We start from the raw sequence: 26152 nt of genomic DNA on the forward strand, positions 1-26152 counted from the left end.
GTCACGCCAACCCGTCCAGGAAGGCCAGCAAGCGCCGCTCGGCCGCGACCAACCCCCTCGGGCCCCGCGCCGGCCAGACCTGGGGCAGGCTCCCCTCCAGGTAAGCCTCGACGATGGCAGGATGGATGTAGCAGGTACGGCAGACCGCCGGGGTATTGCCCAGCCGCTGCGCTACCTCGCGTACAACCTCCGCGACGATCTTGCGTGCCTCATGTACGCCGGTATGCGGCATTGTCCGCAGCGACTCCAGGGCCATGACGGACCCGGCCCAGGTCCGGTAGTGCTTGGCCGTGAAATCGCCTCCCCCGGCCTCGCGCAAGTAAGCGTTGACGGCAGCCGAATCGATGCCATGAGGCTGGCCCGTCTCGTCCAGATAATGGAATAGCGTCTGTCCCGGTATTTCCATGCACTGGCGCATCACACGCGCCACGCGCCGGTCGGAAATGGTGACGTCATGCTCGACGCCGCTCTTGCCCCGAAAACGAAGGCGGATCCGCGTGCCCGACGTGGAAGCGTGCCGGCACGTGAGCGTCGTCAATCCGAAAGATCGATTCTGCCTGGCATAGGCCCGGTTGCCGACGCGGACCAGGGTGGTCTCGAGCAGCCGCACCACGGTCGCCAGCACCTTCTCCTCGCCCAGGCCCGGTGCGGCCAGCGCATGGTCGACCCGGCGGCGGATGCGCGGCAGTGCGCGTCCGAACTCGGCCAGCTGGCCGTACTTGTCGGCATCGCGCACCTGCTGCCAAAGCGGGTGATAGCGATACTGTTTGCGGCCTCGCGCATCGCGGGCCGTGGCCTGGATGTGGCCGGCGGGGTTGGGGCAGATCCATACATCGGTATAGGCCGGCGGAATGGCCAGCGCGTCGATACGCGCGATCTCTTCAGGATCGCGGATGCGTTCCCCCCGCTGGTCGAAGTAGACGAACCGCCCGCGCAGCACGCGGCGGCTGTACCCGGCGGTCGTGTCATCCACGTAAACCAGCGCGGGACGGCCGCCCGCTGGCAAGGAGCTCGGGCTGCGGGATGACCGGCGCGCGGCTGGCACGGAAGCGGAAACGAAATCCATGCCGGTTTCGAGCACGGTTCGTGCCAAGCCGGCCCTGCCTGCGCGCCTATGCGGACGACGTCGCGGGGCGATGAAAAAACTACCCGCCCGCCGCGCAGAACCTTCCCGCGAGCTTGGCGCCTGCCGCCCTATCGCCGACAATGCCCGAGGGTTTCCCCACCCCATGATCCGAGGAGCAACCATGTGGCAAGCATCGCAGCGCTACCCCGACCCCGCCGTCCGGGTCCTCGACCCGCGGTTCGAGCAATACCGGCTGCCATCGGCGGGCATCGAACGTCTGGCGACCGGCTGCCGGTGGAACGAAGGGCCGGTCTGGTTCGGCGACGGCCGTTTCCTGCTGTGGAGCGACATCCCCAACGACCGCGTTATGCGCTGGGACGAGACCACAGGCTCGGTCACCGTTTTCCGCTCGCCGTCGGGACATGCGAACGGCATGACACGAGACCGACAGGGCCGGCTCATTACGTGCGAACACAGCGGTCGACGCCTGGTCCGGACCGAACACGATGGCGCCACGACGGTGCTGATGGACCGCTTCGATGGCGGGCGGCTCAACTCGCCCAATGACGTCGTAGTGCGATCCGACGGCTCGATCTGGTTCTCCGACCCGCCATTCGGCATCGCCGGGTACTACCAGGGATTGCCCGCAGAGCAGGAGCTGCCTGCCAACCTCTACCGGCTCGACCCCGCCACGGGCCGTGCCGACGTGGCGGCCGGCGACATCGCGAGCCCCAACGGCCTCGCCTTCTCGCCCGACGAATCCGTACTGTACGTCGTGGAGTCCCGGTCCAAGCCGCGCCATATTCTGGCCTTCGACGTGACGGAGGATGGCGCGCGCCTGGCGAACCGGCGCGTCGTGATCGATGCTGGGCCTGGCACCCCCGACGGACTGCGCGTGGACGTGGACGGCAATCTGTGGTGCGGTTGGGGCATGGGGACCGAGGAGCTGGACGGCGTGCGCGTCTTTACGCCTGCGGGCGAACCCATCGGCCACATTTCGCTTCCCGAGCGCTGCGCCAACCTCTGCTTCGGCGGCCGGCACCGGAATCGGCTGTTCATGGCGGCCAGCACTTCCATTTACGCACTCTACGTCAATACCCAGGGGGTGGCAGGCGGCTAATCGCTGCTTCAGTCGAGCTGGAGGTTGAGTTTGCGCAACACCTTTTCCCACTTGGCCGACTCGGCGTGCACGAAGGCGGTGAACTCGGCTACCGACATGGGATTTGCCTCGGCACCCAACGCCACCATGCGTTCCTGCACCGGGGGCGTAGCGACGACCTGGTTGATGGCCTGATTCAGGCGCTGGATGATCTCCGGGGGTGTGCGTGCCGGCGCAAAGACGCCATACCATGCGCTGGCTGCGTAACCTGGAACGCCCGCCTCGGCGATGGTGGGCACGTCCGGCAGCGCCACCGAACGCTTGGCATTGGCCACTGCAATCGGCCGCAGTTTTTGCTGCTTCACATAGGGCAGCACAGTGGCCATGTCGAAGGTCATGTCTACCCGGCCGCTGAACAGATCAGGCATCGCGGGAGCGATGCCTTTATAGGGCACGTGCTGAAGCCTGATGCGCGCCATGGACTGCAGCAGTTCACCGGCCAGGTGCTGGGAAGCTCCCTGCCCGCCGGTGGCGTAGGACAGCTGGCCGGGATGGGCCTTCGCATAAGCGAGCAGTTCCTTCATGTCCCGTATGGGAAGCTGCGGATTGACGACGAGCAGCAGCGTTCCAGCGCCCGCCATGGCCACCGGCGCGAATTCCTTCTGCGGATCGAACCGGGTGTTCCGATAAACGAAAGGATTAGTGGCGTTCGTTCCTATCGAGCCCATGAGCAGCGTCAAACCGTCCGGTGCGCTACGCGCCACCGCCTCGGCCCCGATGTTGCCGCCGGCCCCGGGCCGGTTCTCGACCACGATGGTCCAGCCTTGCTCGTCACCCAGCCGTTCGGCGATCAGTCGGGCCAGGATGTCGGTCAGCCCACCCGCCTGGAAGGGCACGATTAGGCGTATCGGTCCGGCGGGATAGCTGGCCGCGCCCACTGCCGGCATGGAGACCGCCGCGCCGGCCAGGGCCAGCCAGACCCGTCGCCGCAAATTTTCCATGATCCGCTTCATTGCTGCCTCCTAGCGCTTGCCGGCCGCCGACGGGGCCGGTCTGAATTCAATGCGTGCCATCGAGAATGGCGCCGGCCTCCCTGAGGCTGGCGCGCAGGTCCTGGACCGGCAGCGATCTGAACGCCCTGCCTCCTCGCGCCACCAGCATGGCGGCGGCGGTCCCCGCTGCCTCGCCCATCGCCATGCAGGGCCCCATGACCCGGACGGAACCATGCGCGGCGCGGTCAGCCGACACGCAACGCCCGGCCAGCGCGACGTTGTCCAATCCGGCCGGCAACAGACAGCCCCAAGGAATGTCGTAAGAGCCGCCATCGTCTACGGGAATGCGGATCTGCCCCGTGCCGTCCTGGTGGATGTCGACATGGTGGCTGCCCTTGCCGATGCCATCGTCGCGCTTTCTGGCACGCAGCACGTCTTCCCTCAGCAACGTGGCGTCGCCGTGCAAACGGCGCGTCTCGCGCACGCCGATGCGCGGCGCCATGCCGCTGAATGCGGACCCTTCGAATCCCGGCACGCTTTCCTGCATGAACCGCACGCAGGTTTCCACCTGGCCGGCCAGCGTCGCCAGCGCGGGACCGAGCGCGCGCGTCTGCAATGCGTTGACATTGGCGATCCGCGTCGTGTTCAGACAGACTTCGCGGCGCGTGGCCGAGGTCGGCTGGATCATGATCAACGCGGTCGGGTACATGCGGCCCTGCTCGATGGCCTGAGCCAGCAACGGGCCATCGCCCTTGATGAAGACGGTAGGCTGCCCTTGCGCGATTAGTTCCTGCGCGATCTCGTCGTCGCTGCGTCCGCCCCGGATGGCATCGCTCTCGCCCAGCGCAAAATGCTCGGGCGCGCTGCGCAGGAATCGCAGCAGCGCCGGCGTATCGACCCCGCTCATTCTGAACATCAAGGACAAGGGCTGGAATTCGCCGCCCTCTCCGCCGATGTCAAACGAACCTCCCGCTTGGGCCACCAAGTCGCCGTCGCCCGACGCATCGACGAACACCGGCGCACATACCCGCGTCAGCCCATGTTTGTTGTAGACGTGCACGGCTCGCACCTCGCCGGCTTCGTGCTCGACGCCGACCATGAAGCTCTGCAGCCACAGCTCGACGCCATGCCGCGCAAGCAATTGCGCCACCGCCAACTTCATGACTTCGGGGTCGAAGCAGACGTAGTGGATGAGCCGCCAGTCGTTCAAGGGGCCGATATAGCCGCCGAGCCGATTGCACGCGTCGAACAGCTTGCGGCCAACCCCGCCGAGTATCCATTCGCCGCGCGCGTTCAGTGCGCCATCGACCGCCATACCGGTCAACAGTTCGCCGCCGGGCATGGGACCGGCGTCGATCAGAAGCGTGCGCGCGCCGCTGCCGGCTGCCGCCAGGGCCGCGCATACGCCCGCGGCGCCCGCCCCCACGACGACGACATCGGCCCGCACCTGCTCCACGTTCGCCTGCCCCAGGGCATGGCCGGCCTGTGCAAAAATGTTCATGATTTAAAAAACTCTCCCGTGCCAGAATGATGCCTTTCCGGGGATTATGTATTCACAACGCCTGGCATCACGAGAACTCGCCCCCAAAATGTTTACATCATGAACAAACAGACCGCGTCCGTTGGACGCCGAACCGGCCCGCCCGCCGCCTCACCCCCTGCCGGCGCGCAATTGCTCGAACGCGCGTTCCGTATTCTTCGTGCGCTGTCCAGCCGCCGTTCGGGCTGGCGCCTGTCCGAGCTGGCCGAGTATTGCCAGCTGCACCACGCCACCGTCCACCGCATTCTGGCGGCGCTCCTGCGTGAGGAAATGGTTGCCCGGATTCCGCACACGCAGTACTACACGCTGGGACGCCTGGCTTTCGAGTTCGGCGTGGCCGCCGCCCCCCGGCACGACTGGCGGAGCATGGGCGGCCCGTCCCTCGACCGGCTGGCCGGTGAGACTGGCGATACCGCTTTTCTCAATATTCGGAGCGGCCACGAATCCGTATGCGTGGATCGCCGGGAGGGCGGCTATCCGCTCAAAGCCTTGACCGTGGAAGTGGGCGCGCGTCGTCCCTTATGCGTGTCCGCTGGCGGCGCCGCCATCCTCGCCGGATTGCCTCCCGACGAAGTCGCGGCGGTCTTCACCGCCAGCGCCGCATATCTCGGCAGGTTCTCGCCGGATCGGCTGGCATCAATGCGGCGCATGGTGGAGACCTCGCGGGCACTGGGCTACGGGTATAACGGCGACATGATCATCCCGGGGGTCAGCGCCGTAGGCGTAGCCGTGCGGGACTTCGCAGGAAGACCGGTGGCCGCGCTCAGCGTCGCGGCCGCCACCGAGCGGCTCTCGGGGCCGCGGCTGGAAGAGGTGGTCGATCTGCTGCGCGCGGAAGCCGCTCGCATTGACGCGCGTCTGGCGGCGCGCTAGCGGCGGTGATTGACCAGCACCAGGCCGGCAACGACCAAGGCCACGGCAAGCAGAAAGAGCGGACCGATCGGCTCGCGCAGGATCAACGCCGCAAAGGCCACGCCGAACAGCGGCGACATGGAGGTGCCGGCTTGCAGCGTGCTGGCCGGATAGGCCGCGAGCAGACGCAACCATAGCAGGAAGGTGATCGCCGCGATCCAGACGGTCTGGTAGGCCATCGCCATGGCTGGAGCAAACGCCACGGCCCCCATCGACTCGCCCGCCACCGCGGCGGCGCCCAGGCCCACGATCGCGGATACCCCATGGTGATACAGCAGCACCTTCTCGGGCGCCACGGTAGCCAGGCTCGACGCCTTGATCGCCAGAGTGGTTGCTGCCCATAACATAGCGGCGGCGATCATCATGAGGTCACCCCATAGCGCGTAAGGTGAGGTCGCCGCGCGGGGCACGCCCATTACGATCGCCGTGCCGCAGAAGGACAGGAACAAGCCCATCCACTGAGGCCAGCGAAGCCGCTCGGCGGGCAGCAGCCAGGTCGCGCCCAGCGCGACGAAGAACGGCGCGGTATACAGGAACAGGGACGTCCGGCTCGCATCGGTCCATTGCAGGCCGACATAGATCAACACGAACTCGCCAGCGAACAAAAGCGCGGAGAAAATTCCCAGCCACAGCGAACCGTCGCGGGCCAACAATTTGCCCCGCCCCGTTAACACGCAATAGACCAGCAGCAGCAGGCCGGCCCCCGCGGAACGTATGCCCATCTGCAGCAAGGGCGGAAAAGCAGGCAGCGCGATCTTGACGGAAACCTGCTGCGCGCCCCAACTGGCGCAAAGCAGAACGAGCATCGCAATGGCGGGGACATCCAGGGAGCGTTTGGACACGGCGGGAGGACTGTTGTTGTTCTCAGGCGGAGTTTCGCACATGCCCGCCGCCACGGCCGGGCAAGAGCAAGAGGCGTGACCTTGGGCATGGGACTTGCCGCCCGAACGCTGGTATCGATACAAGGAGACCGTCATGACGTCCCGACCTGCACCGCCAGCCGATGAAATGGTCAATCCCGAGGAAGGTGAGGCGCCTCCCGCCCCCGCCCCCAAAGAGGCGACCGAACTGCGCAACCCCGGTCTTGCCGGCTCGCCGGAATCGCCCGCTCCGCCGCCCGACGCCGACCGCTTGAAAGACGAGGGCAGCGATCCGAACAAGACCGGCGCGCGGCGGGGCTGATGGCCCCGTGTCGAGGGAAGACGACGCTAGCGGCGCTGCTCCACCGCCGTGGCGGCGACGAGCCGTACGGCTGCCAGATCCGCGCCGGTCAGGACCCCGCCGCGCCCCAGCAGGCGGCCGAATTCCCAATTGGACAGCCCCAGCTCCGGTTTGCCGAGCGCATACTGGCCGTCGACCCAACGGGTGAAGCCGTCGCCCACGAAAGGAGCGTCGATGCGGGCGCGAAAACGACGGTGCGCCTCGCGATCCTCAGCGATCAAGCTGGCGACGAAACGCGGACTATGCCGATTGAACAGCGCGATCGCCTCGTCCACCGACTCGACCACCGCCAGCGTGAGTTCCGGCGTTTCCTCCCACTCCCATTCCTGGCCCAGCCGCTCTTCAGGCAGGGGGGTGGCGTAAGGCTCTTCGACGTCGCCCGCCGCGCGCCGCACGATGGTGGGGCGCTGGAACAGTTCCGACGGCACGAAGGGCTCGGCCGAGGGCGTGACGTGCAACCGCGGCGTGCCGCGTAGCGCACAGCCCGCCTCGTCGATGGCGCGCAGAAACCTCGGCACCAGGTCCTCCACGCGGCTACGCACGATGCAACAGACGTTCAAGGTATTACAGACCTTGCGATCGAGAGAATGGCGCACCGAACGCTCGAACCGCTCCGCGTCCGCGCTAGGATCGGCGACCAACCATGCCCCACCCGTCCCGTGGGCGCTGACCGGCACGCCGGCCTGGCGCGCGACGCTGCTCAATTGCATGACTGCCTCGCCGGATCCCCGCGCGACCGCCAAAGCGAGACGGCTGTCGCTGAACATGGCCCAGCCGGCAGCGCGATCCTCGAGCTCGACGAGGCTCACGGCGCCGGACGGCAGGCCTGCCGCGGCCAGGGCCGGCTCCAGCGCGTGGCGCAGGAGCGCGGACGCGGTCCCTAGCGCGTCACTGCCGATGCGCAATACGGCGGCATTGCCGGTGGACAGCACACCGCAGGCATCGACGAGCACATTGGGACGTCCCTCGAACACGAAACCGATCACGCCCAACGGAACACGGACCACCTCCACCTGCCAATCGCCGTGGTCGACGCGATCGACCACGCGGCGATCCGCGGCCGCCAGCCCGGGCCACACGCGCAGTCCGTCTATCATCGCGGCGCGCATCTTGTCCGAGACCCGGAGCCGGGTGGTCGAGCGGCCCCGTTGCATCGCCCGCCGCACGTCCTCGTCGTTGGCCGCCATCACCCGTTCCCAGACGTCGTTACGGGCCAGCGCATCCGCGAACACATGGTAGAACCGGTCCACCGAACCGGGCGGAACCTGGGCCAGCGCCTCGAAGGCCGCCCGGGCCTCCGCCACCCGGGCTCGCACGACCTCGTCCACGCGCCCCGGAATGCGCAGCAATGCGCCGGTTTCCTGAACCACTAGCAGCCGGTCGCCAGGACCGAAGGCGTTCGCCAGCGCCTCGCCCACCCGCGTGTACCGGTTTCCACCATAGGGAATCATCATCCCCGGTTCCAGACGATCCAGGGTTCCGTGCTCATTCATTGAAACTCTCCTTGACCCGCCGCTACGGCGGACGCGGGCCTTGGCAACCATATTACTCCGCCAGCGGCGTTGGACGGCTTGCTCGGGCGCCCTCACTTTCGTTCAACGGACGAGTATTTTTTACCAGCGCGCCGGGAAGCAGCCCTGCTCCGCGCCCCCGCGACACCTCTTCGAGGGCTGGCGCGGAAATTGATACTGCAGGGCTTGCACCCCGGCCCAAGCGGCCACACCCGGGAGAGAACCAGCCCGGGCGGCGGATTCATCGGCCTGGAGATCGGCCGACACGGGCAATCACTACAGGACCACTATGGCAAATCGTCCTTTCCGGATCGGTATTTCCGGCTCCTACGGCGGATTGAATCTTGGCGACGAAGCGATTCTCGAGAGCATCGTGTCGCAGCTGCGCGCCGGCACATCGGTCGACATCACCGTCTTTTCACGCAACGCGCAGGACACCGAACAGCGCCATGAAGTCGACCGGGCCGTTCCGGTCCGCGAACTGTCCCGCAATGAGGCGAGACAGGAGATCGCACGGCTCGACCTGTTAGTGCTGGGTGGCGGAGGTATCCTGTTCGATGCGGAAGTCGACATCTACCTGCGCGAGGTGCTGCTTGCAAACGAGCTGGGCATTCCAGTCATGGTTTACGCGGTCAGCGCGGGGCCGCTTGCGCAGCGGTCCAGCCGCGAACTGGCCCGCCAGGCACTGATGCCTGCCGCGCTCGTCACGGTGCGAGACCGCCAGGGCGCCCGCCTGCTGGAGGAAGTCGGCCTGCAGCGGGCCATTCATGTCACCGCCGACCCTGCCTTGTTGATGAAGGCCCAGCCGCTGCCGGAAGATGCCTTGACACGCGAAGGCCTGGACCTGCCCCGCCGCCGGATCGGATTTTCGGTTCGGGAACCCGGTCCGGCGGCGCCTGGCATGAGCGCCGGCCACTATCACGACCTGCTCGCCAACGCGGCCGACTTCATGGTGCGACGTCTCGATGCCGACGTCGTTTTCATCCCGCTGGAGCGGGGCAACAAAGACCTGCAGCACAGCCACGCGGTCGTCGCCCAGATGCAATGCGCGCAGCGCGCCACGGTCCTCAAAGGGGAGTACAGCCCCGGCCAGCTGATGACCATCATCGAGAGCTTCGAATTCTGCGTCGGCATGCGGCTGCATTTCCTCATTTTTTCCGCGCTGCAGGGCGTGCCTTTCGTGGCGCTGCCCTATGCCTCCAAAGTCACCGGCCTCCTCCAGGACCTGGACATGGACACACCACCGCTGGACGACGTGAATCCCGGGCGGCTGCTTGCGACCATCGACCATGCGTGGGACTACCGTGCCCATATCCAGGCCCGTATCCAGGAGCGCCTGCCTGCCCTGCAAGAGCGGGCCCGCGAAAACAACCGGCTGCTCGTCTCGTTGCTGACGCAGCTCGGCGCCCGCGCGGCCGCCAATGAAGGGGGATGAAATGCCCATACTGGAGAAACCTGCCGACATTACCGAGCTCACCTTGTCTCCCCGGCGCGCAAAGCTGGCGGCCGAGACCGACGTTCTCGTGGTTGGCGGCGGTCCCGCCGGGATCGGCGCCGCGCTGGGCGCCGCCCGCGCGGGCGCGGACGTGATCCTGGTGGAGCGCTACGGCTTCCTCGGCGGCAACGCGACCGCCGCCCTGGTCATGCCGCTGATGTCTTTCCATACCCAGCGGCCGACGTTCGAGAAACTCGGCGTCAGCAACCTGCTGCCGAACGACCACGGTCCCGGCCATCCCGTCATCGCGGGCGCGCTGAAGGAGCTGCTCGAATATCTGGTACAGCGCGGCGGCGCCATTTCGCCTTCGCTCGCGACCGGCTATGTCGTTCCGTTCGACCCCGAGATCTTCAAATGGGCGGCGCTCGACCTGCTCGACAAGGCCGGCGTTCGCATCCTGTTCCATGCCTTTGCCAGCGGCGTCTACGGGGACGGTCATGCCCAAGGGGGGATATTCGAAACGAAAAGCGGCCCGCTCGTCATCAAGGCGGGCACCATCGTGGACGCCACCGGTGACGGAGATATCGCCGCCCTGGCCGGCGCCGACTGCGACATCGGCCGAGAGGAAGACGGTTTAGTGCAACCGATGACGCTCATGTTCCGCATGGCCGACTTCGAACACGCGGCCTTCCAGGCCTACGCGCAACGGCATCCAGATCAGTGGCGCGGCGTCCACGGCCTATGGGATCTCGTGCAGCAAGCCACGGCGACCGGCGAACTGGACCTGGCGCGGGAAGACATCCTGTTCTTCGCTACGCCGCACCCGCGCGAAGTCAGCGTCAACTCCACCCGGGTCACGCGAGTGCTGGGCACCGACGTCTGGGACTGGAGCTGCGCGGAATGGGAAAGCCGGCGCCAGCTCGACCAGATCGTGCGCTTCCTGCGCAAGTACGTACCTGGCTTCGAAAGAAGCTATGCGGTGCAAAGCGGCGTGCACACCGGCGTGCGCGAAACGCGCCGTATCGTCGGCGAATACCAGCTCACCGCCGAAGACCTGCTGAGCGCACGCAAGTTTCCCGACGCCATCGCACGCGGTTCGTATCCGGTGGACATCCATAACCCGACGGGCAAGGGCACTCTGCTCAAGCGCATTCCCGCCGATGATGCCTATGACATTCCCTTGCGTGCGCTCATTCCTCAGCGCGTCGAACGGGTAGTGGTGGCTGGCCGGTGCATCTCCGGAACACATGAGGCGCATTCCTCTTATCGCGTGATGCCGATCGCCATGGCGACCGGCCAGGCAGCCGGCGTCTGCGCCGCGATGGCGGCGAGGCGCCGCATCGTGCCTCGCGACGTAGCCGCGGACGAAGTGCGACAGGAGTTGATCCGGCAGGGAGCGAACCTGGGCGAGCCGGCGAAGACGGCTTAGACGCCGTCCGTGGTGCCAACGGTACCGGCGTAGCGGCCGCCTCTTGATTCTGAACGATGACCGAGGAGGCGATCCGCGCGGCTTGATTTAGATGATGATCATAATCTATCATGCGCCTGGTCAACGCACCGGAGGCATCCATGCGGGTAAGCCGAGCACAAGCCGAACACAACCGCGCCAGGGTCATCGATACGGCGAGCCATCTTTTTCGCGAGCGTGGCCTCAACGGCATCGGCGTCGCCGATCTCATGAAAGCCGCAGGCCTCACCCATGGCGGCTTCTATCGACAATTCGACTCCAAGGAAGACCTGGTGGTGGCGGCCTGCCGCCACAGCGTCGCCCAAAGCCGCGAAGCTTGGAGCAAAGTACTGACGAAAGCGGCAAACAGCCGCCTTGCCGCCCTGGTCCGCTTTTACCTGTCGCGCTCCCATCGCGATCAACCGGGCGTGGGCTGCCCCTTCGCGGCCCTGGGGCCGGATGCCGCCCGCGCTGGCAACGCCGTGCGAGAGGCCTTTGCAGAAGGCATCGAGCAGCGCGTGGCCATGCTGGGCGAACTCCTGCGCTCCCGCGATGCAGGAACGCGGCGAAAACAAGCCATCGCGATGCTGTCCACCATGGTAGGCGCATTGCTGCTCTCGCGGGCGGCCGGGGACGAAGCCCTTTCCCGGGAGATCCTGGATGCCGCGGCCGATGAACTCATCACCGGCCACACCGCCGCCCCGGACACGGGAACCCATCCATGACCGGGCACGGACATCCATCGCCACCCGCTCGCCACGACCAGCCAGCCCCGCAACAGCTCGCCGGACTAGATCGCGTACGGGCCCTGGCCGACGGCCGGACGCCCGCGCCATCGATGGCGCAAACCCTGCCGGCAACGGTCCTTGCGCCCGCGCCCGGTCACGTCGAACTTCGCGCGACGCCCGATGGGCGATTTCTCAATCCCATGGGCACCGTCCACGGCGGCTGGATGTTGACCATGCTGGACACCGCCATGGCCTTGGCCGCGCAGACGACCTTGCAAGCAGGCGAGGACGGCCCTACCCATGAAACCTCGGCAAAGTTCGTACGCCCCATTCTGCCCGATGGAAAACCCTTCCGCATTTTCGGTACGGTGGTCTCGCGCGGCCGCGGTCTCATTACCGTCGATGGACGCATTGAAGACGAAACCGGCAAACTCTATGCTCATGGAACGTCGACGTGCGTGGTCGTCCGCCGGGAGGTCGCGGGTGGATGATCCGTCCGGCTAGCACCCGATCAGATAGCGACGGCTTCTCGGCCATCGATCGCACTTCGCAGAGAACGACTTCGGTCCCGCTGTGGACCGCCTGCTGCGGCCGGCAATCCCTGAGTGGCCGCTGGCACGTTCGTCAGCCTGAGATTGTTGACAATTATTGAATTGACACGGCAATTTTTCCATCTTTATCCATTCCAGGTTAACCGACATCATGACGTCCGTGGTGCTACTGCACGCACTTCGTCAAAACCCTGAATGGAAAAATTGCCATGAACGCGAAACTGACCCTGACCGCCTTGTGCCTGAGCCTCTCTGGACTGGCCTTCGGAGCCTCCGCTGCCGAAAGCGACAACCCCATGCCGGAGATCACCAAAGGAACATCCAGCCGCGCCGAAGTCCTGGCCGACCTGGCCTTGTGGAAGCGCGCCGGTGTGCCGGAATACATGCTGGAGTCCGGCCCGGACTTCGCCAACCCCAAGTATCGCGAAGCCTTTGCGCGCTACGAAAGCCTGCGCAACAGCGCTGAGTATGCCCGCGAGGTCGACCGCATCGCCCGGGCGCGTGGCGAGCGCCTTTCGCTGGCCAGCGGCGGCTGATGTCGTGACGGTGGTGCTTCCGCCGTGGACGCGTCCCGCGGACACCACTTTTTCTGTACGAGAGACATTCCCACCGTGAAAACGTCACGTAACTCGATCGTTGTCGCGTTCTGGGCGGCAGTCGGCTTGGCGGCGCTTCTGACCGCTGCAGCTTGCGCCGGCGGCGGCCAAAAGAACGGCTCGGCGCGTCCCGCCTCCTTCGATGCCTATCGGCAAGAGATGGTGCAGATGCTGCAGCAGCGACGCGCCTTCCAAAGCTCCGACAGCATGTCCGAGCTCGCGTGGAATGCGCCGCGCGAATGGCGCCCCGAAAAGACGCCGCAGCGAGGCGTGCTGCTGGTGCACGGTTTAGGAGATTCTCCCTGGTCTTTTCACGATGTCGGCAAGCAGCTGGCCGACGATGGGTTTCTGGTCCGGGCGATACTGCTGCCAGGCCACGGAACGCGCCCTGAGGACATGCTGGACGTAACGCTTGAAGACTGGCGCCGAGTGGTGGCGGAACAGGCCGCGGCGTTGCGTCATGAGGTCGAACAAATCTATCTGGGCGGATTCTCAACAGGTGCGAACCTGGTCCTCGATTATGCGTACGCGCATGCGGACGTCGCTGGCCTGCTTCTTTTTTCGCCCGCCTTCAAGTCGAACAGTGCCTACGATTGGCTGACGCCGCTCATCGCGTGGGCTCGACCATGGCTGCTGGAACCGGACAACGTCCGGCCGATGCAAAATGCCGTGCGATACATGACGGTGCCGACGAACGGCTTTGTGCAGTTTTATCGAAGCAGCGTCCGGGCGCGCGATTCGCTGCGGAAGAATGCGTACGACAAGCCGACCTTGATGGTTGTGGCCGAACATGATTCGGTGCTAGCCACCGCTTACCTGTCGAAAATGTTCAGCTCGCGTTTCACCCATCCCGCCAGTCGCTTGATCTGGTACGGCGATTCGCCTGGTCCGGAAAGCGGTGATCCGCGCATCGTGGTGCGCAAGGACAAGCTCCCGGAACTCCGCATCAGCCAGTTTTCCCACATGGGCCTGCTGTTTTCGCCAGACAACGAACTCTATGGAGCCGAGGGCCGGCTTCGCCTTTGCTGGAACGGACAGACCGAACCCGCACGGCTAGCCTGCGAGCAGGGCGCGCCCGTGTGGTTTTCCGAATGGGGTTATCGAGAGGCGGGAAAAATCCATGCGCGGCTGACTTTCAACCCTTATTTCAAATGGCAAAGTCGCGTCATGAGGGAGGTGCTGGCCGCTTCCTCGGAAGTCGGCGTGGCCGTCGCAGCGCGATAACGGATGCCCTCCCAAACGTATCAAATCGCGCCATTGCCCTGCCCGCGCTGTCGGGAGCCATTTCCCGCGCGCGGAAGACGCGGGGTTATACCGTTTCAATCACGATAAGCTCTCATGGACCGCCTTACCGCGTTGCAACTGTTCAACCGAATCGTTGAGCTGGGCAGCTTCACCGAAGCTGCCGAAATGCTAGCCATCCCGCGCGCGACCGCGACTCATGCCATCAAGCAGCTTGAGAACCGGTTGGGCGCGCGACTGCTCGACCGCACCACGCGGCACGTCAAGCCGACCCTGGACGGCCAGGCCTTCTACGAACGAAGCCGGCGCATTCTGGCTGAACTGGAGGATGCCGAGTCCTCGCTGAGCACCCAGATCGCCAATCCACACGGGACACTGCGGCTGGACGTCCATGGCGTACACGCCACGACAGTCATCCTGCCGCGCATCGCCGAGTTCAGGGACCGCTATCCCCACATCGAAGTCGTCCTGAGTTGCGGCGACCGCCTGGTTGACCTGGTGAAAGAAGGCATCGACTGCGTCGTGCGCGCGGGCCAACCGCGCGATTCCTCACTCGTCGTCAGAAAACTGGTGGACCTGGAAGAGATCATCTGCGCCAGCCCGGAATACCTGGCCCGCTACGGAACGCCGACGCATCCCTCCGAATTGGAACGGCATCATGCGGTCGGCTTTTTCTCGCGGGGCAGCGATCATCGCTATCCGTTCTCCGTCATGGTGGACGGGCAGCTGCAGGAGTTCCAGGCCCGCGGCTGGATGTCCGTCAGCGACGCGGAATGCTATACGAGTGCCGCGCTTGGCGGTTGCGGGCTGATCCAAGTGCCTCGCTTCCGCCTGGAAGACTACCTGCGCGATGGTCGCCTGGTGCGAGTCTTGGCCGATTGGCCGTGCCCGGACCTGCCGGTCAGCGTGCTCTACCCCTTTCATCGGCAACTCTCACCGCGGGTCCGCGTATTTATCGATTGGGTCCGCGAGCTGTACGGCGAAACGTTCAGGCGCCGCCCGGGCAAGTGACGGCGGATGGGACGCAAGAGCGAGGTCTTCGCGACGGCGGGCGGACACGTGCCGGTTTAACTATCAGGCAGAGACAGGAAAGAGAAAGGCCTTTCGAGCAGACTGCCCGAAAGGCCTTGATTGTATTGGTCGGGGCGGCGGGATTCGAACTCGCGACCCTCTGCTCCCAAAGCAGATGCGCTACCAGGCTGCGCTACGCCCCGATTGGCGTCATTGTATCTCAAACCCTCTAGCGGCCCCACCGGTAAATGAGCCAAGCTATGGTATGGCGCTTTACCCATTGACCCACAAGGCCATCGTCAATCAGCAGCCTCTCGCGAAGGAGGGATTCTTGAACGGTGGAGGTGGATTGTACCTGCGTCTGCGGCCCGTTGGGTCCAGACTCCGGCCTTTCCGCTTCTCCACGCCAATGGACAAACCGGGTCCCGCGGGCAGAATCTCGACCGGCCGTTACTTGAGAATCCGCCTGCCATCCGAACGGCAGTCTGCCCCATCAGGGTGTCCAGATTCGGAAGCGGTGTCATGCTGTGCCGGCGACTTTACGTACAAGCGTTCCGCCCCTTTAGACCGGCCCACCTGGCGTATGACTTGTCATGTGTCATGCCATAAATGGACCATGGACTTCGGCGGCCCACTATGAGCAGCTCCCGCCCTGAAATGGACCAATGCTATCGGAATCTGTCATAGCGCCGGCTGATCGTCTCCGCAACACACACAGGCTTGGTCGAACCCTCGCGCTCGATGCGAGACTCCCAAGTCAGCTCGACGACGCTGACGTCCGGCCGGTCGGGCATGGACGGTAGCCGCTGCATGTCCTTCAGCCTGATGCGGGCGCGAACCCTGCTGTCCCGAGGAACCGGCGCGGGGAACCGGACCTTGTTGAGCCCATAGTTGATGCTCATGTCGGCGGGCGGCAGCGCCAGGGCCTGGCGCATCAAATCCGGCAAGAGAGAAAGCGTCAGGTAACCGTGCGCAATCGTGGTGCCAAACGCCGACTCCTGTCGGGCCCGCTCCTGATCCACGTGTATCCATTGATGGTCCCCCGTAGCTTGCGCGAACAGGTCTATGCGTTGCTGGTCCACGCGCACCCACGGGCTGACGGCAATTTCTTTTCCGATCTGTTCATGCAGTTCATCGAGCGTCCGGATGGTCCGCATTCTTGTCTCCTGGCAATGAAAAGACAGGCCATTGGTAAGACAGTGGCTCCCGCGCCAACAGCCTTCGGGCTGCGTCGGCGTGATAACTCGTGGAGTAGGCGATGGCCTGCGAGGACGTTTCCATATCGCACATCGAACCGAGATCGGCGGACAGGGATCTGGCGAGGGCCGCTTTGGTCATGGCGAACGCGCTGCGCGGCAGGCGAGTGAGCGCCCGTGCGATCATTTCGGCGCGCTGGTCGAGCGCATCGGGCGGAACCACTTCGCTGGCAATGCCCAGCTGCAAAGCTTCTTCCGCGCCGATCTCGCGGTTCGAATACAGCAGCGTCTTTGCGCGCGCCCATCCCACGATGCGCGGCAGCGTAAAGAGCGAACATAGATCGGGCACCAGCCCAATGCGGAGGAACGACATGGATAACCGGACCCGGTTCGTGGCGATCACGACGTCGGCCGCCAGCACGAGACTGCAGCCCGCGCCATAGGCGCATCCGTCGACCGCCATGATCACGGGCTTGGGAAGTTCCAGCAGGCGGCGCGCGCCGTCCGTGGCGGAAAGAATGCGATCGCGGCCCGCTTCGGCGTCGAGCTCGCCGGGGCGCATGTCGGCGATGTCGCCACCCGCGCAGAAATGTCCGCCTTCCGCGCGCAGCAGTACCGCTCGCACATGCTCATCGTGTTCGGCGCGGCCCAAGCAGGCCCATAGTTCGTCGCGCATGGCCGAGTTCATGGCGTTGCGCTTTTCCGGCCTCGCCAACGTGATGGATGCAAGGCGTCCTTCAACGCGATAGCGGATGAATGAGTGGCTCACGGGCGGCCCCTCCTCGGGCCTGGCCGGGACAGCCGCTTCTTGGCGATTTCTATGAAACACTCCCGCAGCCGGGATTCGGCGCCGGCGTTCCACGCCAGCGCGAGCGTCAACGTAAGCGGGCCCGTCGGTCCGGCCAGCGGGCGGAAGGCAACCTGTTTCATCCGGATGTTCTCCGAGGAGGAGGGCACGAGCGCCATGCCCATGCCGCTGGATACGAGCATGATCATGCTAGGTATGTCGCCCACTTCCTGGACGATGCGAGGGTGGAAGCCCGCATCGTTGCACAGGCGGGTGATGCGATGCGAGAGCGACGAGTCGAGCGAACGGTTGAATGCGATCAGCGGCTCGCCCGCCAGCCGCGCGATGTCTATTTTTTCGCGCCGGCTCAGAGGATGATCGACAGAGAGCGCCACCACCAGACGTTCCCGGGCAAAAGGCAGCAGCGCGATATCCGACGAGGCGACGGGCGGCCGCACGATGCCCAGATCCAGCTTGCCTTGTAGGATGGCCTCCACTTGCTGGGGAGTCAGCATGCTGTCGTGCAGCTCCAGCTGCACCTCCGGATACTGGCTTCGATAATCGGCGAGCAGCCGCGGCAATTCGGAATAAATGGCCGAGTTGGTAAAGCCCAGACTGAGCCTGCCCATTTGCCCCGCGTCGGCCCGTATGGCCGTGTCGCGGGCCCGCTCGGCTGCCTTCAGGATATCCCGGGCTTCAGGCATAAAGGCCCGGCCGGCATCGGTAAGCGCCACATGCCGTTTGGTGCGGACGAACAGGACGACGCCCAGCGATTCCTCCAGAAGCCGGATCTGCCGCGACAGCGGCGATTGGGCGATGTGCACCCGCTCGGCCGCGCGGCCGAAGTGGAGCTCTTCGGCAACGGCAAGAAAATATCGGAGTTGTTTCAGATCCATGGTCGGGGCGGCGGCTCAGGGTGGCGTTTTCTAAGACCCCCAGCGAGGCAGGCTTGCTCCCAGCAGCAAGGGGGGGCTGCTCCAGAACGCCGGCGTGCCCGAAAACCGGGTGATCGGAGCAAGATAATCGAGCTTCCCGAAGGGGCTGTCCATATGCAGCACCTCCGGCTCCAGCGGCGCTGCGGGCGGGCCGGACTCCACAAGCCCCATGTCCTGGACCCACATGCAGGTGCGGGCAAGCGCGAGACTGACGCGATAGCTTCCGCCCTCGGCCGCGCGACGCCTCAATGCGGCCAGTACGCCCGCGGCGCCAAGGTAGGCCGTGGTGTAGTCCGCCACCAAGGTAGTGGGCGGCAGGCGGGGGGAGTCCGGCCCGCCCTCCACCCAGCTGATGCCCGTCGTCGATTGCGCATTGTGGTCGAATCCCACGCGGTGCGCCCATGGGCCGCCGGCATCGCCATAGGCGCTCAAATCGACGTAGACCAGGCCGGGATGTCCCGCGATCATGTTCTCCAATGACAGGCCGCGCCGAGCAAGACTGCCAGGGCTGTACGACTGGACGACGACGTCCGCCCCGGCTATCAGCTCGCGTACGGTAGCCAGATCCCGGCGCGTGTCGAAGTCGAGAAATGCGCTCCGCTTGCCGAACCCGGTATCGAGCATGAAGTTCAGCGGGTCCGTCTGGGTCGGGGCGGAAATGCGCAACACGTCGGCGCCTTGCTCGGCGAGCGTCCGGGTCAGCCCCGGGCCGGCAAGAATATGGCTAAGGTCCAGAACCCTCAGCCCCGCGAGCGGCCGCGGGCCGGTCTGGCGCCACAGCCGGGGGGCGCCCGGCGCCGCCCGTTCGATATGGATCACGGGAAGTTTGGACAGAGCCCGGCCGTGCGGGTGGCTGCGCCATTCCTCGGGCGAACGGACCAGCGAAACCGGCAGGTTGGCCGCAATGCACGCATCCTCGAGCTCCTGGCCGGACCAGGTAGCCACCGCCTTCTCAATCGCCTCCCGGTTGTTCGGGGCGCCCAGCAGCGTTAGCAGTTCGTTGCGCAATTGCGGACGGGTGAAGACCAGATAGACCCACCGCCCGTCCCGCGTCCGGAAATAGCCGTTGCCGGGCTCGTTAAAGGTGAAGTCGAACCCTATCGGATAGCCATTCTGCTTGAGGTATCGCGAAGGATGCAGCGCATGCGCCGCCCTTCCGATTTCGACGGACACGTCCTGGCCGGCATGCCCGTGTTCCCGGGCAAGACTGGCCAGCGCGGTGCCCTGCGCCGCGGCGGCAACCGCCATGGCGCCTGCCAGCCGATGCGGACTATCGATGGCCGGGTCGGCTCCCTTTATCGATACTTCGCCGCCGGAATCCGCGCGTTTCAGCCCCAGGACTTCCAGGCATGCGTCCAGCTGCGCATTGGCAACCGGGTCGGAATCGGAATGCGCGCTTGCCGGCGCATCCGCAGCCTCTTGCCGCGATTCGCACATCATTGGTTCTCCACGTGGCGATCGCTTCCATCGCCATATCGCATTTTCAGCCTCAGCTTGTCGATCTTGCCCGCCCCGTTCTTGGGCAAGTCATCCACGATGAAAATCTTCGTCGGCTGCTTGTAGCGGGCGAGCCTGCCTTGCAAGTGCGCCATGATTCGGCGTTCGTCCAGGCCGCATCCAGGAACGGGACTGACAACGGCGCAGACGGTTTCGCCCCATTTCGGATGAGGAATGCCGATAACGGCCGACTCCAGAATTTCGGGGTTTTCGGCCAGCTTGGCTTCCACCTCGGCAGCGTAGATGTTCTCGCCGCCGCTGACGATCATTTCCTTGATGCGCCCCGCGACGGTCAGGAACCCTTCGCCGTCCAGCCGCCCCAGGTCGCCGGTGCGCAACCACCCGTCTTCGAGCACGGCTGCCGATTCGGCCGCCTGATTCCAATAGCCGAGCATGACGTTGGGGCCGCGCATCCGGATTTCTCCGACCCCATCGCTGCCGGCAGCCGCGATGCGGACGTCGCCGAACATGGGGGCCTGACCCGCCGTCATGGCCTTGGAGGCGGCCGAGCCCGGAGCAAGGGCGGTGACCAGCGGCGCGGCCTCGGTCAGCCCGTAGCGCTGGATCACGGCGATGCCTCGGTGGTGATAGCGCTTGATCAGCGCATCAGGGACCGGGGCTCCCCCGACGATGATGCCGCGCAGGCTGGACAGATCGGCGCGGTAGAACTCGTTCTGTTCTGCAATGAACTGGTACATGGCTGGTACGCCGGCGATGATCGAAATGCGCTCCGAGGCGATACGCTCGATGATGCTGCCGGGGTCGAACGATTTTTCCAGATGGATCGTGGCGCCGCGCAGAAAGCTTTCCATGACCGTCGAGACGGGCGCGGCATGGAACAGGGGCGCCGATACGAGCACTCTGTCGGTGGGCAGCCCGCCCTGAATAAGAATCGTATTGATGGTATTCCAGAAAATATTGCCATAGCTGAGCATGACGCCCTTGGGACGGCCGGTGCTGCCCGAGGTATAGAGCAGCCATGCCGTTTCCTCCCACCCTGCCTGCCGTAGATCGGCGAGATGGTCGGGCTCGACGGAGCAGGCCTCTTCGAATTCGTCGTTGCCGCGCCTGTCAGAGCGCAGGAAGCGACCGCAGCCGGTCCGCCGCGCCACCTCGGCCTGAATGGACGCGAACTCCGCGCCATGGATCAGCAGAGTCGCGCCGCAGTCCTGCATCATGGCCACGACCTCGGGCGCGGCCAGCCGGAAGTTCAACGGAACGAAGATCGCTCCCAGACTGGCGGCGGCAAACATCGTCACCAGAAAGCGCACGTCGTTGAAGTCCAGCAGGGCGACGCGGTCGCCTGGCCGCACCCCCGACGCCCGCATCCAGGCGGCCAAGCCTTGCGCCATCCGGTGCATGCGCCCATACGTCCAGCGTTCGGCCTCTTCTCCTTTCCTCCAATAAACCATCGACAGCGCATCGGGACTTCTTTCGGCATGCTTGGCCAGCCAGTGCTGAAGATTCGGATTGGGCATGGACCAAGGGTGCTTCATGCGGGGCGACCCTCCGAGGAAGTTCCAGACAGGCGACCTCCCGCCATGAGCAGGCCGTCGACCATGGCCAGCGTACTGCCCAGGTAGGATTCCGGGCCGCACAGCCGTTCGATTCCCGCTGCGCCGCCCAGCGCATCGCAGATATCCGCCTGTTCGGCCAGGACTTGCGAAAGCGGTCGAGCGTTTTCCGCAGCCTGCTTGCAGGCTTCGTAGACGCGTTCATGGGCGGCCTGGCGGCCCAGCACCGAGGCGGCCGCCATCATGATGGCCTCCGCGACGATCAAGCCGCCGGTGATGTCCAGGTTCTGGCGCATGCGCTGCTTGTCGACGGTCAGTCCCTCGAGCATGAAGACCGCGTTCGCCAAGGCCCCTGCCGTCAGCACGAAGCTCTGCGGAATGGCAAGCCATTCCGCCTGCCATGGACCGGTCGAACGTTCGAAATCGTGCACGGCCGCATCGAACATCAGGGCGGCGTTCTGGCGCACCGCCTTGGCGTTCGCAATGATCACCTCGCACGAAATGGGATTGCGCTTTTGCGGCATCGTGCTGGACGCGCCCCTACCGGGAACGAAGGGCTCGGCCACTTCGCCGAACTCATTGGCCATCATGAGCGATACATCGGTGGCGATCTTGGCCAGCGATCCCGTCAGCAAGGCCAGGAAGCCGACCGCTTCGGCCAGGTTGTCGCGCGCCACGTGCCAGGTGATCGCCGGAACACCAAGATCCAGCTCCTCGCACAGCGCGCGCTGGACTTGCAGTCCTTGGCTTCCCAGCGAAGCGAGCGTACCGGCCGCGCCGGAAAAGGATCCCACTAGAAGTCTGGGTTTGAGCTCCCGCAGCCTGGCCATGTGGCGGTCGAACATCGACAGCCACACCGCCGCCTTGTAGCCGAACGTGATGGGTAGCGCGTGCTGCAGATGCGTGCGGCCTGCCATCAGGGTCTCGCGATGATCCTGAGCCAGGCGCGCAAGCGTCGCCTGAAGCATGCCGGTCTGTTTCTCGAGTTCCCCTATCGCTTGCCGAAGCTGCAGCACCAGCGCGGTATCCATGATGTCTTGCGTCGTCGCGCCCCAGTGCACATATCGTCCCGCCTCTCCTGCCGCTTCGGACAGTTGCCTCACCAGGGGCAGGATGGGATAGCCGACGATCAGCGTCTCGCGCGCCAGACGATCGATATCGGCAGTAAAGGCGCCGGCGGCGCGGGCGATGTCGGTCGCGGCCTGGCCGGGAATGATGCCGACGCGGGCCTGGGCTCTGGCCAACGCCGCTTCGACTTCCACGTAGCGGTCAATCAACGCTTCGTCGCAGAAAACCTGGCGCATCTTCGCGGTACCGAACATATCGCCGAAGATCCGCGAATCGATGAGGGATGTACTCATGGTCGTTTCTCTGTACTGGTTTCGCAAGGCTGCTCAGACCGGATCCCAGCTGAACACGTCTGCCGAGCGGTCGAGCGCATAGAAGCTGGCGCGCATGGCCGGCATGGCGTGTTGCGCGATCGTCTCGGGCGTCCAGCCTTCGCTGCGTTGCACCGAGCGCAGCGGGCGGTTCTGGCTGATCAGGAAGAGCTCATTGGCGCGCACGGCGAACACCTGGCCGGTCACGTCGCCGGCGGCATCCGAGGCCAGATAGACCATCATGGGCGCGATCTTCGCGGTCTCCATGGATTTGATCTTCTCGACCCGGGCTTGCTCCTCCGGCGTATCCGCGGGAATGGACCCGATCAGCCGGCTCCAGGCGAAAGGACACACCGCATTGGCGGTGACGCCATACCGCGCCATATCCAGGGCGACCGACTTTGCCAAGGCAACGACGCCCAGCTTGGCCGCTGCGTAGTTGGCCTGCCCGAAGTTGCCCACCAGGGCCGAGGCGGATGTCATGAACAGGTAGCGGCCGCCATTGCGGGACTTGAAGTGCGGCGCAGCCGCGCGGCTGACGTAGAACGAGCCGTTAAGGTGGACGTCGACGACGGCTTTCCATTCCTCTACCGACATCTTGTGGAAGATGCGGTCCCGCACGATGCCCGCATTGTTGACCACGATGTCGAGCTGCCCGAAGTTCCGGATCGCCGTGTCCACCATGTTTTGCGCCGCGTTCCAGTCCGATACCGAGTCGGTATTGGCGATGGCTTGCCCTCCGGCCGCACCTATTTCGCGAACGACCTCGGCGGCCGGGCCAGCGTCGGCCCCGCTGCCGTCCAAGGAGGTGCCGAGATCGTTGACCACCACTTTCGCGCCATGCGCGGCCATGGCCAGCGCGATGTCGCGCCCGATACCCCGCCCCGCTCCTGTTACGAGCGCAACTTTTCCATCCAGCATACCCATTGTTTTTCCTCGATCTTCCGATGATCTGGCAGGCGGCATCAAAGCGTGCCCGCGCTGCCGAAAAGCGCCGTGCATTGGCTCGACAGCACGGCGCCGTTGCCGTGCGCCAGGCCGACGTCGCAAGAAGCGACCTGGCGCGCGCCGCATTCCCCGCGTATCTGCCGCACGATCTCTATCATGGCGAGCAGGCCGTACATCCCTGGGTGACAGTACGACAGGCCGCCGCCGTTGGTATTGACGGGCAGGCGCCCGCCCGGCGCGATCGCGCCGTCCGCGACGAACGCGCCGCCTTCTCCCTTCCTGCAGAAGCCCAGATCTTCCAGAAACAGAATGGGCGTGATCGTGAAGGCGTCGTAGAGCCCGAGCACGTCCACGTCGGCGGGCGTGAGCCCGGCCATGGTGAAAGCACTTTGCCCGGATTGAACCGCGCAAGTCGTGGTCAGCTCGGGCATGTTCGAAATCGTGCCGTGCCCCAACGCTTCGCCCACGCCCAGCACATAGACCGGAGGCTTGCGCAATGAACTGGCGCGGGCGGCCGAGGTCAGCACCATTGCGCCTCCGCCATCCAGGACCAGGCAGCAGTCGCGCACCGTCAGCGGCTCCGAGACCATGCGCGACGACAACACCTGTTCGATGGCGAGCGGCTCTTTCTCCCACGCGCTGGGGTTCAGGAGCGCCCATTGCCTGGCAGCCACGGCGACTTCCGCTAGATGCCTGCGAGTCGTCCCGTATTCATGCATGTGGCGCGATGCAGCCAGGGCATAGGCGCTGACCGGCAGAAGCGGCCTGAACGGATCCTCATAAGGGTTCGGGTCGGGACGCGATGCCGTAGCGCGGGATACCGACCGCTGGGTGCTGCCATAAGCGATCAAAGCGACTTGGCAAACCCCGGCCTCGATGGCCTGAACCGCATGGGCGACATGAGACATGAACGACGATCCGCCTATCTGCGTGCCGTCGAAGCAGCGCGGCGAGAGGCCCAGATACTCCGCCAGCATCATCGGTCCGAACCGGACCTGGGCGCTGGCGACGAACAGTCCGTCCACATCCCGTAGCGACAAGCCCGCGTCCGCCAGGGCTCGCGTCGTAGCCTGCGCCATCAGGTCCAGCGGCGTCGTGCCGGCCGCCATCTGGCCGAGATCGGACTCCGCGACGCCGACTACCGCCACGCGTCCGCGCATCGATGCATTCATAGCTCGTTCTCCGCACGGGACGGCAGCGCCACCGTCCGGTCGACGTCGAATACCGGATAAGGCTGACCCTCGTCGGGGCGATGGACACGCATGCGTACGCGCGTGCCTATCCTGAGTTCCGAAGGCGGGATACCTTCCACTCGGCTCATCAGCCGGAATCCTTCGTCCATGTCGATGAGCGAGACGTTCAGCGGCACTTCTCCGCGGTAATGAACCACGGTGGTGGCATAGACCGTGCCGGTTCCGGCCGAGACTTCCCACACCAGGCCGCAGGCGCCCGTGCCGGGAGCCGCTACGCGGGGATAGAACACAGCGCGGCCCGTCTCGGGGTCGCGCTGGAACACCAGCTTCCCTTGTTCGAGAAACGCCAGGTAGCGTCCGTATGGCGATTCTTCGGCCAGGCGATTCAGGTCGCGATAGGCGCAATCGCCTGCTTCGGGCCGGCTCATGCCTGCCCCCCGGCGTTGACGTCGACCGACCGCTGCTGGCGGTCCGCCTCGGTCTGCGCCTTGATCCGCTCGCGCGATTCGCGCCATTGCTCGTCTCCCCACGCCATGTAGTGGGTAAAATACGCGCCCTGCGCCAAGTGGTAGGCGCCATCGATGGCAATGGTCTCGCCGCTCAGCCATTCGCAGCCGTCCGCCATCAGGAAGGCCGCGAGGTTCGCCAGCTCGTGCATCTGGCCGAGCCGCCCCGAAGGATTATCCGCGGTCTCGCGGGCGTGCGGATCGCTTCCCGGACGCAGCCGGGCCGTCGCGCCCTCGGTTGGAAAAATCCCGGGAGCAATCGCATTGAAGCGAATGCCATAGCGCCCCCATTCGGTAGCCAATGACTTGGTCATGGCGTCCACCCCCGCCTTGGACATGGCCGACGGCACGACGAAGGGCGATCCCGTACGCACCCAGGTCGTGACGATGGAAAGCACCGATCCCTTGCTTTTCTGTGCGATCCAGCGCTTGCCCACCGATTGCGTCACATAGAAGGTACCGTGCAGCACGATGTTGGCGATGGCGTCGAAGCCGTTGGCCGAAAGGTCTTCGGTGCGGCTGACGAAATTTCCGGCGGCATTGTTGACCAGGCCCGTCAGCGGACCGTCTTCCCAGATGCGCGCCACCATCGCGTCCACGGCCTGGGCATCGCGTATGTCGACGGGCAGCGGAATGACCTGCCCCCCGTAGCGCCGTTGCAGTTCATCGGCGGCATCCCGCAGCACGCTCTCGCGCCGGCCGCAGATATACAGAATGGCTCCCAGCTCCAGGAGCCGGCCGCCGATCTCCTTGCCGAGGCCGGACCCGCCGCCGGTTACGAGAATCCGATGTCCTTTGAAAATGCCAGGTGCAAACATGTCCTATTCGTTCCTTCGCGAAGCTGAG

The 26152-nt window shown here is 65.3% G+C and carries 25 protein-coding genes and 1 tRNA gene; 10 read left to right on the forward strand and 16 right to left on the reverse strand.

From position 1 onward, the window contains the following. Position 1: 1 nt before the first annotated feature. Positions 2-1066 carry a DNA topoisomerase IB gene (locus QHC78_RS01095; protein WP_319742025.1) on the reverse strand — a complete coding sequence of 355 codons (1065 nt, stop codon included), beginning with the start codon at positions 1064-1066 and terminating at the stop codon, positions 2-4. Between the two features lie 181 nt (positions 1067-1247). Between QHC78_RS01095 and QHC78_RS01100 the strand changes: the two genes are divergently transcribed. Continuing rightward, positions 1248-2186: an SMP-30/gluconolactonase/LRE family protein gene (locus tag QHC78_RS01100; protein WP_319742026.1), complete on the forward strand. Its 939-nt coding sequence runs from the start codon at positions 1248-1250 to the stop codon at positions 2184-2186. An 8-nt stretch (positions 2187-2194) separates the two neighbouring features. On the opposite strand, the gene QHC78_RS01105 is transcribed toward QHC78_RS01100, so the two are convergent. Next, the gene (locus tag QHC78_RS01105) at positions 2195-3178 is read right to left on the reverse strand and encodes a Bug family tripartite tricarboxylate transporter substrate binding protein (protein ID WP_319742027.1); all 984 of its coding nucleotides are present in this window, start codon (positions 3176-3178) and stop codon (positions 2195-2197) included. Between the two features lie 46 nt (positions 3179-3224). Continuing rightward, a complete protein-coding gene (locus tag QHC78_RS01110; RefSeq protein ID WP_319742028.1) occupies positions 3225-4658 on the reverse strand; it encodes an FAD-dependent oxidoreductase in 1434 nt (477 codons plus the stop codon). A gap of 99 nt (positions 4659-4757) precedes the next feature. On the opposite strand from QHC78_RS01110, the gene QHC78_RS01115 reads away from it, so the two are divergent. Continuing rightward, positions 4758-5570 (forward strand): IclR family transcriptional regulator, encoded by an 813-nt coding sequence (locus QHC78_RS01115; RefSeq protein ID WP_319742029.1) that lies wholly within the window; start codon positions 4758-4760, stop codon positions 5568-5570. Here the strand turns inward: QHC78_RS01115 and QHC78_RS01120 are convergent. After that, on the reverse strand, positions 5567-6451 hold the full coding sequence (locus QHC78_RS01120) for a DMT family transporter (RefSeq protein WP_319742030.1): 885 nt from the start codon (positions 6449-6451) through the stop codon (positions 5567-5569). The two genes, QHC78_RS01115 and QHC78_RS01120, sit on opposite strands and share 4 nt — an antisense overlap. A 133-nt stretch (positions 6452-6584) precedes the next feature. Here QHC78_RS01120 and QHC78_RS01125 point away from each other — a divergent pair, with 133 nt between their 5' ends. Beyond that, positions 6585-6791 carry a hypothetical protein gene (locus QHC78_RS01125; RefSeq protein ID WP_319742031.1) on the forward strand — a complete coding sequence of 69 codons (207 nt, stop codon included), beginning with the start codon at positions 6585-6587 and terminating at the stop codon, positions 6789-6791. A gap of 26 nt (positions 6792-6817) precedes the next feature. Here the strand turns inward: QHC78_RS01125 and QHC78_RS01130 are convergent, their stop codons facing one another. Next, positions 6818-8323 (reverse strand): aldehyde dehydrogenase family protein, encoded by a 1506-nt coding sequence (locus QHC78_RS01130; protein ID WP_319742032.1) that lies wholly within the window; start codon positions 8321-8323, stop codon positions 6818-6820. Between the two features lie 307 nt (positions 8324-8630). Here QHC78_RS01130 and QHC78_RS01135 point away from each other — a divergent pair, with 307 nt between their 5' ends. The 7 genes from QHC78_RS01135 (at position 8631) to QHC78_RS01165 (ending at position 15351) form a co-directional block, all read left to right on the forward strand. Continuing rightward, positions 8631-9776, forward strand: coding sequence for a polysaccharide pyruvyl transferase family protein (locus tag QHC78_RS01135; protein ID WP_319742033.1), 1146 nt, complete (start codon positions 8631-8633; stop codon positions 9774-9776). A gap of 1 nt (position 9777) precedes the next feature. Next, on the forward strand, positions 9778-11205 hold the full coding sequence (locus QHC78_RS01140) for an FAD-dependent oxidoreductase (RefSeq protein ID WP_319742034.1): 1428 nt from the start codon (positions 9778-9780) through the stop codon (positions 11203-11205). Positions 11206-11315: 110 nt separating this feature from the next. Then, positions 11316-11948: a TetR/AcrR family transcriptional regulator gene (locus QHC78_RS01145; RefSeq protein ID WP_319742035.1), complete on the forward strand. Its 633-nt coding sequence runs from the start codon at positions 11316-11318 to the stop codon at positions 11946-11948. After that, positions 11945-12442 (forward strand): PaaI family thioesterase, encoded by a 498-nt coding sequence (locus QHC78_RS01150; protein WP_319742036.1) that lies wholly within the window; start codon positions 11945-11947, stop codon positions 12440-12442. Before QHC78_RS01145 ends, QHC78_RS01150 begins: the two co-directional genes overlap by 4 nt. A gap of 269 nt (positions 12443-12711) precedes the next feature. After that, complete coding sequence (locus QHC78_RS01155) at positions 12712-13038, forward strand: DUF4148 domain-containing protein (protein ID WP_319742037.1); 327 nt, start codon at positions 12712-12714, stop codon at positions 13036-13038. 75 nt (positions 13039-13113) lie between these two features. Next, positions 13114-14322 carry an alpha/beta hydrolase gene (locus QHC78_RS01160; RefSeq protein ID WP_319742038.1) on the forward strand — a complete coding sequence of 403 codons (1209 nt, stop codon included), beginning with the start codon at positions 13114-13116 and terminating at the stop codon, positions 14320-14322. 114 nt (positions 14323-14436) lie between these two features. After that, complete coding sequence (locus QHC78_RS01165; RefSeq protein ID WP_319742039.1) at positions 14437-15351, forward strand: LysR family transcriptional regulator; 915 nt, start codon at positions 14437-14439, stop codon at positions 15349-15351. Positions 15352-15477: 126 nt separating this feature from the next. Here QHC78_RS01165 and QHC78_RS01170 read toward each other — a convergent pair. The 11 genes from QHC78_RS01170 to QHC78_RS01220 all read right to left on the reverse strand — a co-directional run bounded on the left by QHC78_RS01170 (position 15478) and on the right by QHC78_RS01220 (position 26124). Continuing rightward, positions 15478-15554, reverse strand: a tRNA-Pro gene (locus QHC78_RS01170). Between the two features lie 465 nt (positions 15555-16019). Then, a complete protein-coding gene (locus QHC78_RS01175) occupies positions 16020-16508 on the reverse strand; it encodes a MaoC family dehydratase (RefSeq protein WP_319742040.1) in 489 nt (162 codons plus the stop codon). Next, on the reverse strand, positions 16483-17316 hold the full coding sequence (locus tag QHC78_RS01180; RefSeq protein ID WP_319742041.1) for an enoyl-CoA hydratase/isomerase family protein: 834 nt from the start codon (positions 17314-17316) through the stop codon (positions 16483-16485). The genes QHC78_RS01175 and QHC78_RS01180 overlap by 26 nt, the downstream gene beginning before the upstream one ends. Further along, positions 17313-18230: a LysR family transcriptional regulator gene (locus QHC78_RS01185; RefSeq protein WP_319742042.1), complete on the reverse strand. Its 918-nt coding sequence runs from the start codon at positions 18228-18230 to the stop codon at positions 17313-17315. Before QHC78_RS01185 ends, QHC78_RS01180 begins: the two co-directional genes overlap by 4 nt. 30 nt (positions 18231-18260) lie before the next feature. Next, on the reverse strand, positions 18261-19709 hold the full coding sequence (locus tag QHC78_RS01190) for a CoA transferase (RefSeq protein ID WP_319742043.1): 1449 nt from the start codon (positions 19707-19709) through the stop codon (positions 18261-18263). Continuing rightward, positions 19706-21262, reverse strand: coding sequence for an AMP-binding protein (locus QHC78_RS01195; RefSeq protein ID WP_319742044.1), 1557 nt, complete (start codon positions 21260-21262; stop codon positions 19706-19708). Before QHC78_RS01195 ends, QHC78_RS01190 begins: the two co-directional genes overlap by 4 nt. After that, positions 21259-22641, reverse strand: coding sequence for a class-II fumarase/aspartase family protein (locus QHC78_RS01200; protein ID WP_319742045.1), 1383 nt, complete (start codon positions 22639-22641; stop codon positions 21259-21261). The genes QHC78_RS01195 and QHC78_RS01200 overlap by 4 nt, the downstream gene beginning before the upstream one ends. Positions 22642-22674: 33 nt before the next feature. After that, positions 22675-23580, reverse strand: a complete 906-nt coding sequence (locus QHC78_RS01205; protein WP_319742046.1) for an SDR family NAD(P)-dependent oxidoreductase — start codon at positions 23578-23580, stop codon at positions 22675-22677. Positions 23581-23624: 44 nt separating this feature from the next. Further along, entirely contained in the window at positions 23625-24779 is a 1155-nt protein-coding gene (locus QHC78_RS01210; protein WP_319742047.1) for a thiolase family protein, read from the reverse strand. Continuing rightward, a complete protein-coding gene (locus QHC78_RS01215) occupies positions 24776-25228 on the reverse strand; it encodes a Zn-ribbon domain-containing OB-fold protein (RefSeq protein WP_319742048.1) in 453 nt (150 codons plus the stop codon). Before QHC78_RS01215 ends, QHC78_RS01210 begins: the two co-directional genes overlap by 4 nt. After that, a complete protein-coding gene (locus tag QHC78_RS01220; protein WP_319742049.1) occupies positions 25225-26124 on the reverse strand; it encodes an SDR family oxidoreductase in 900 nt (299 codons plus the stop codon). The genes QHC78_RS01215 and QHC78_RS01220 overlap by 4 nt, the downstream gene beginning before the upstream one ends. Between the last annotated feature and the right edge of the window lie 28 nt (positions 26125-26152).

It is taken from the genome of Pigmentiphaga sp. (genome assembly GCF_033795525.1).
GTDB lineage: Bacteria > Pseudomonadota > Gammaproteobacteria > Burkholderiales > Burkholderiaceae_B > Pigmentiphaga.

Bases quoted from the DNA above. Each gene is read 5' to 3' on its own strand.
- QHC78_RS01150 (WP_319742036.1), top strand. From the start codon at position 11,945: ATGACCGGGCACGGACATCCATCGCCACCCGCTCGCCACGACCAGCCA.
- QHC78_RS01110 (WP_319742028.1), bottom strand. From the start codon at position 4,658: ATGAACATTTTTGCACAGGCCGGCCATGCCCTGGGGCAGGCGAACGTG.
- QHC78_RS01125 (WP_319742031.1), top strand. From the start codon at position 6,585: ATGACGTCCCGACCTGCACCGCCAGCCGATGAAATGGTCAATCCCGAG.
- QHC78_RS01145 (WP_319742035.1), top strand. From the start codon at position 11,316: ATGCGCCTGGTCAACGCACCGGAGGCATCCATGCGGGTAAGCCGAGCA.
- QHC78_RS01165 (WP_319742039.1), top strand. From the start codon at position 14,437: ATGGACCGCCTTACCGCGTTGCAACTGTTCAACCGAATCGTTGAGCTG.
- QHC78_RS01130 (WP_319742032.1), bottom strand. From the start codon at position 8,323: ATGAATGAGCACGGAACCCTGGATCGTCTGGAACCGGGGATGATGATT.
- QHC78_RS01175 (WP_319742040.1), bottom strand. From the start codon at position 16,508: ATGCGGACCATCCGGACGCTCGATGAACTGCATGAACAGATCGGAAAA.
- QHC78_RS01100 (WP_319742026.1), top strand. From the start codon at position 1,248: ATGTGGCAAGCATCGCAGCGCTACCCCGACCCCGCCGTCCGGGTCCTC.
- QHC78_RS01215 (WP_319742048.1), bottom strand. From the start codon at position 25,228: ATGAGCCGGCCCGAAGCAGGCGATTGCGCCTATCGCGACCTGAATCGC.
- QHC78_RS01140 (WP_319742034.1), top strand. From the start codon at position 9,778: ATGCCCATACTGGAGAAACCTGCCGACATTACCGAGCTCACCTTGTCT.
- QHC78_RS01135 (WP_319742033.1), top strand. From the start codon at position 8,631: ATGGCAAATCGTCCTTTCCGGATCGGTATTTCCGGCTCCTACGGCGGA.
- QHC78_RS01155 (WP_319742037.1), top strand. From the start codon at position 12,712: ATGAACGCGAAACTGACCCTGACCGCCTTGTGCCTGAGCCTCTCTGGA.
- QHC78_RS01095 (WP_319742025.1), bottom strand. From the start codon at position 1,066: ATGGATTTCGTTTCCGCTTCCGTGCCAGCCGCGCGCCGGTCATCCCGC.
- QHC78_RS01190 (WP_319742043.1), bottom strand. From the start codon at position 19,709: ATGATGTGCGAATCGCGGCAAGAGGCTGCGGATGCGCCGGCAAGCGCG.
- QHC78_RS01115 (WP_319742029.1), top strand. From the start codon at position 4,758: ATGAACAAACAGACCGCGTCCGTTGGACGCCGAACCGGCCCGCCCGCC.
- QHC78_RS01195 (WP_319742044.1), bottom strand. From the start codon at position 21,262: ATGAAGCACCCTTGGTCCATGCCCAATCCGAATCTTCAGCACTGGCTG.
- QHC78_RS01220 (WP_319742049.1), bottom strand. From the start codon at position 26,124: ATGTTTGCACCTGGCATTTTCAAAGGACATCGGATTCTCGTAACCGGC.
- QHC78_RS01200 (WP_319742045.1), bottom strand. From the start codon at position 22,641: ATGAGTACATCCCTCATCGATTCGCGGATCTTCGGCGATATGTTCGGT.
- QHC78_RS01210 (WP_319742047.1), bottom strand. From the start codon at position 24,779: ATGAATGCATCGATGCGCGGACGCGTGGCGGTAGTCGGCGTCGCGGAG.
- QHC78_RS01105 (WP_319742027.1), bottom strand. From the start codon at position 3,178: ATGAAGCGGATCATGGAAAATTTGCGGCGACGGGTCTGGCTGGCCCTG.
- QHC78_RS01185 (WP_319742042.1), bottom strand. From the start codon at position 18,230: ATGGATCTGAAACAACTCCGATATTTTCTTGCCGTTGCCGAAGAGCTC.
- QHC78_RS01205 (WP_319742046.1), bottom strand. From the start codon at position 23,580: ATGCTGGATGGAAAAGTTGCGCTCGTAACAGGAGCGGGGCGGGGTATC.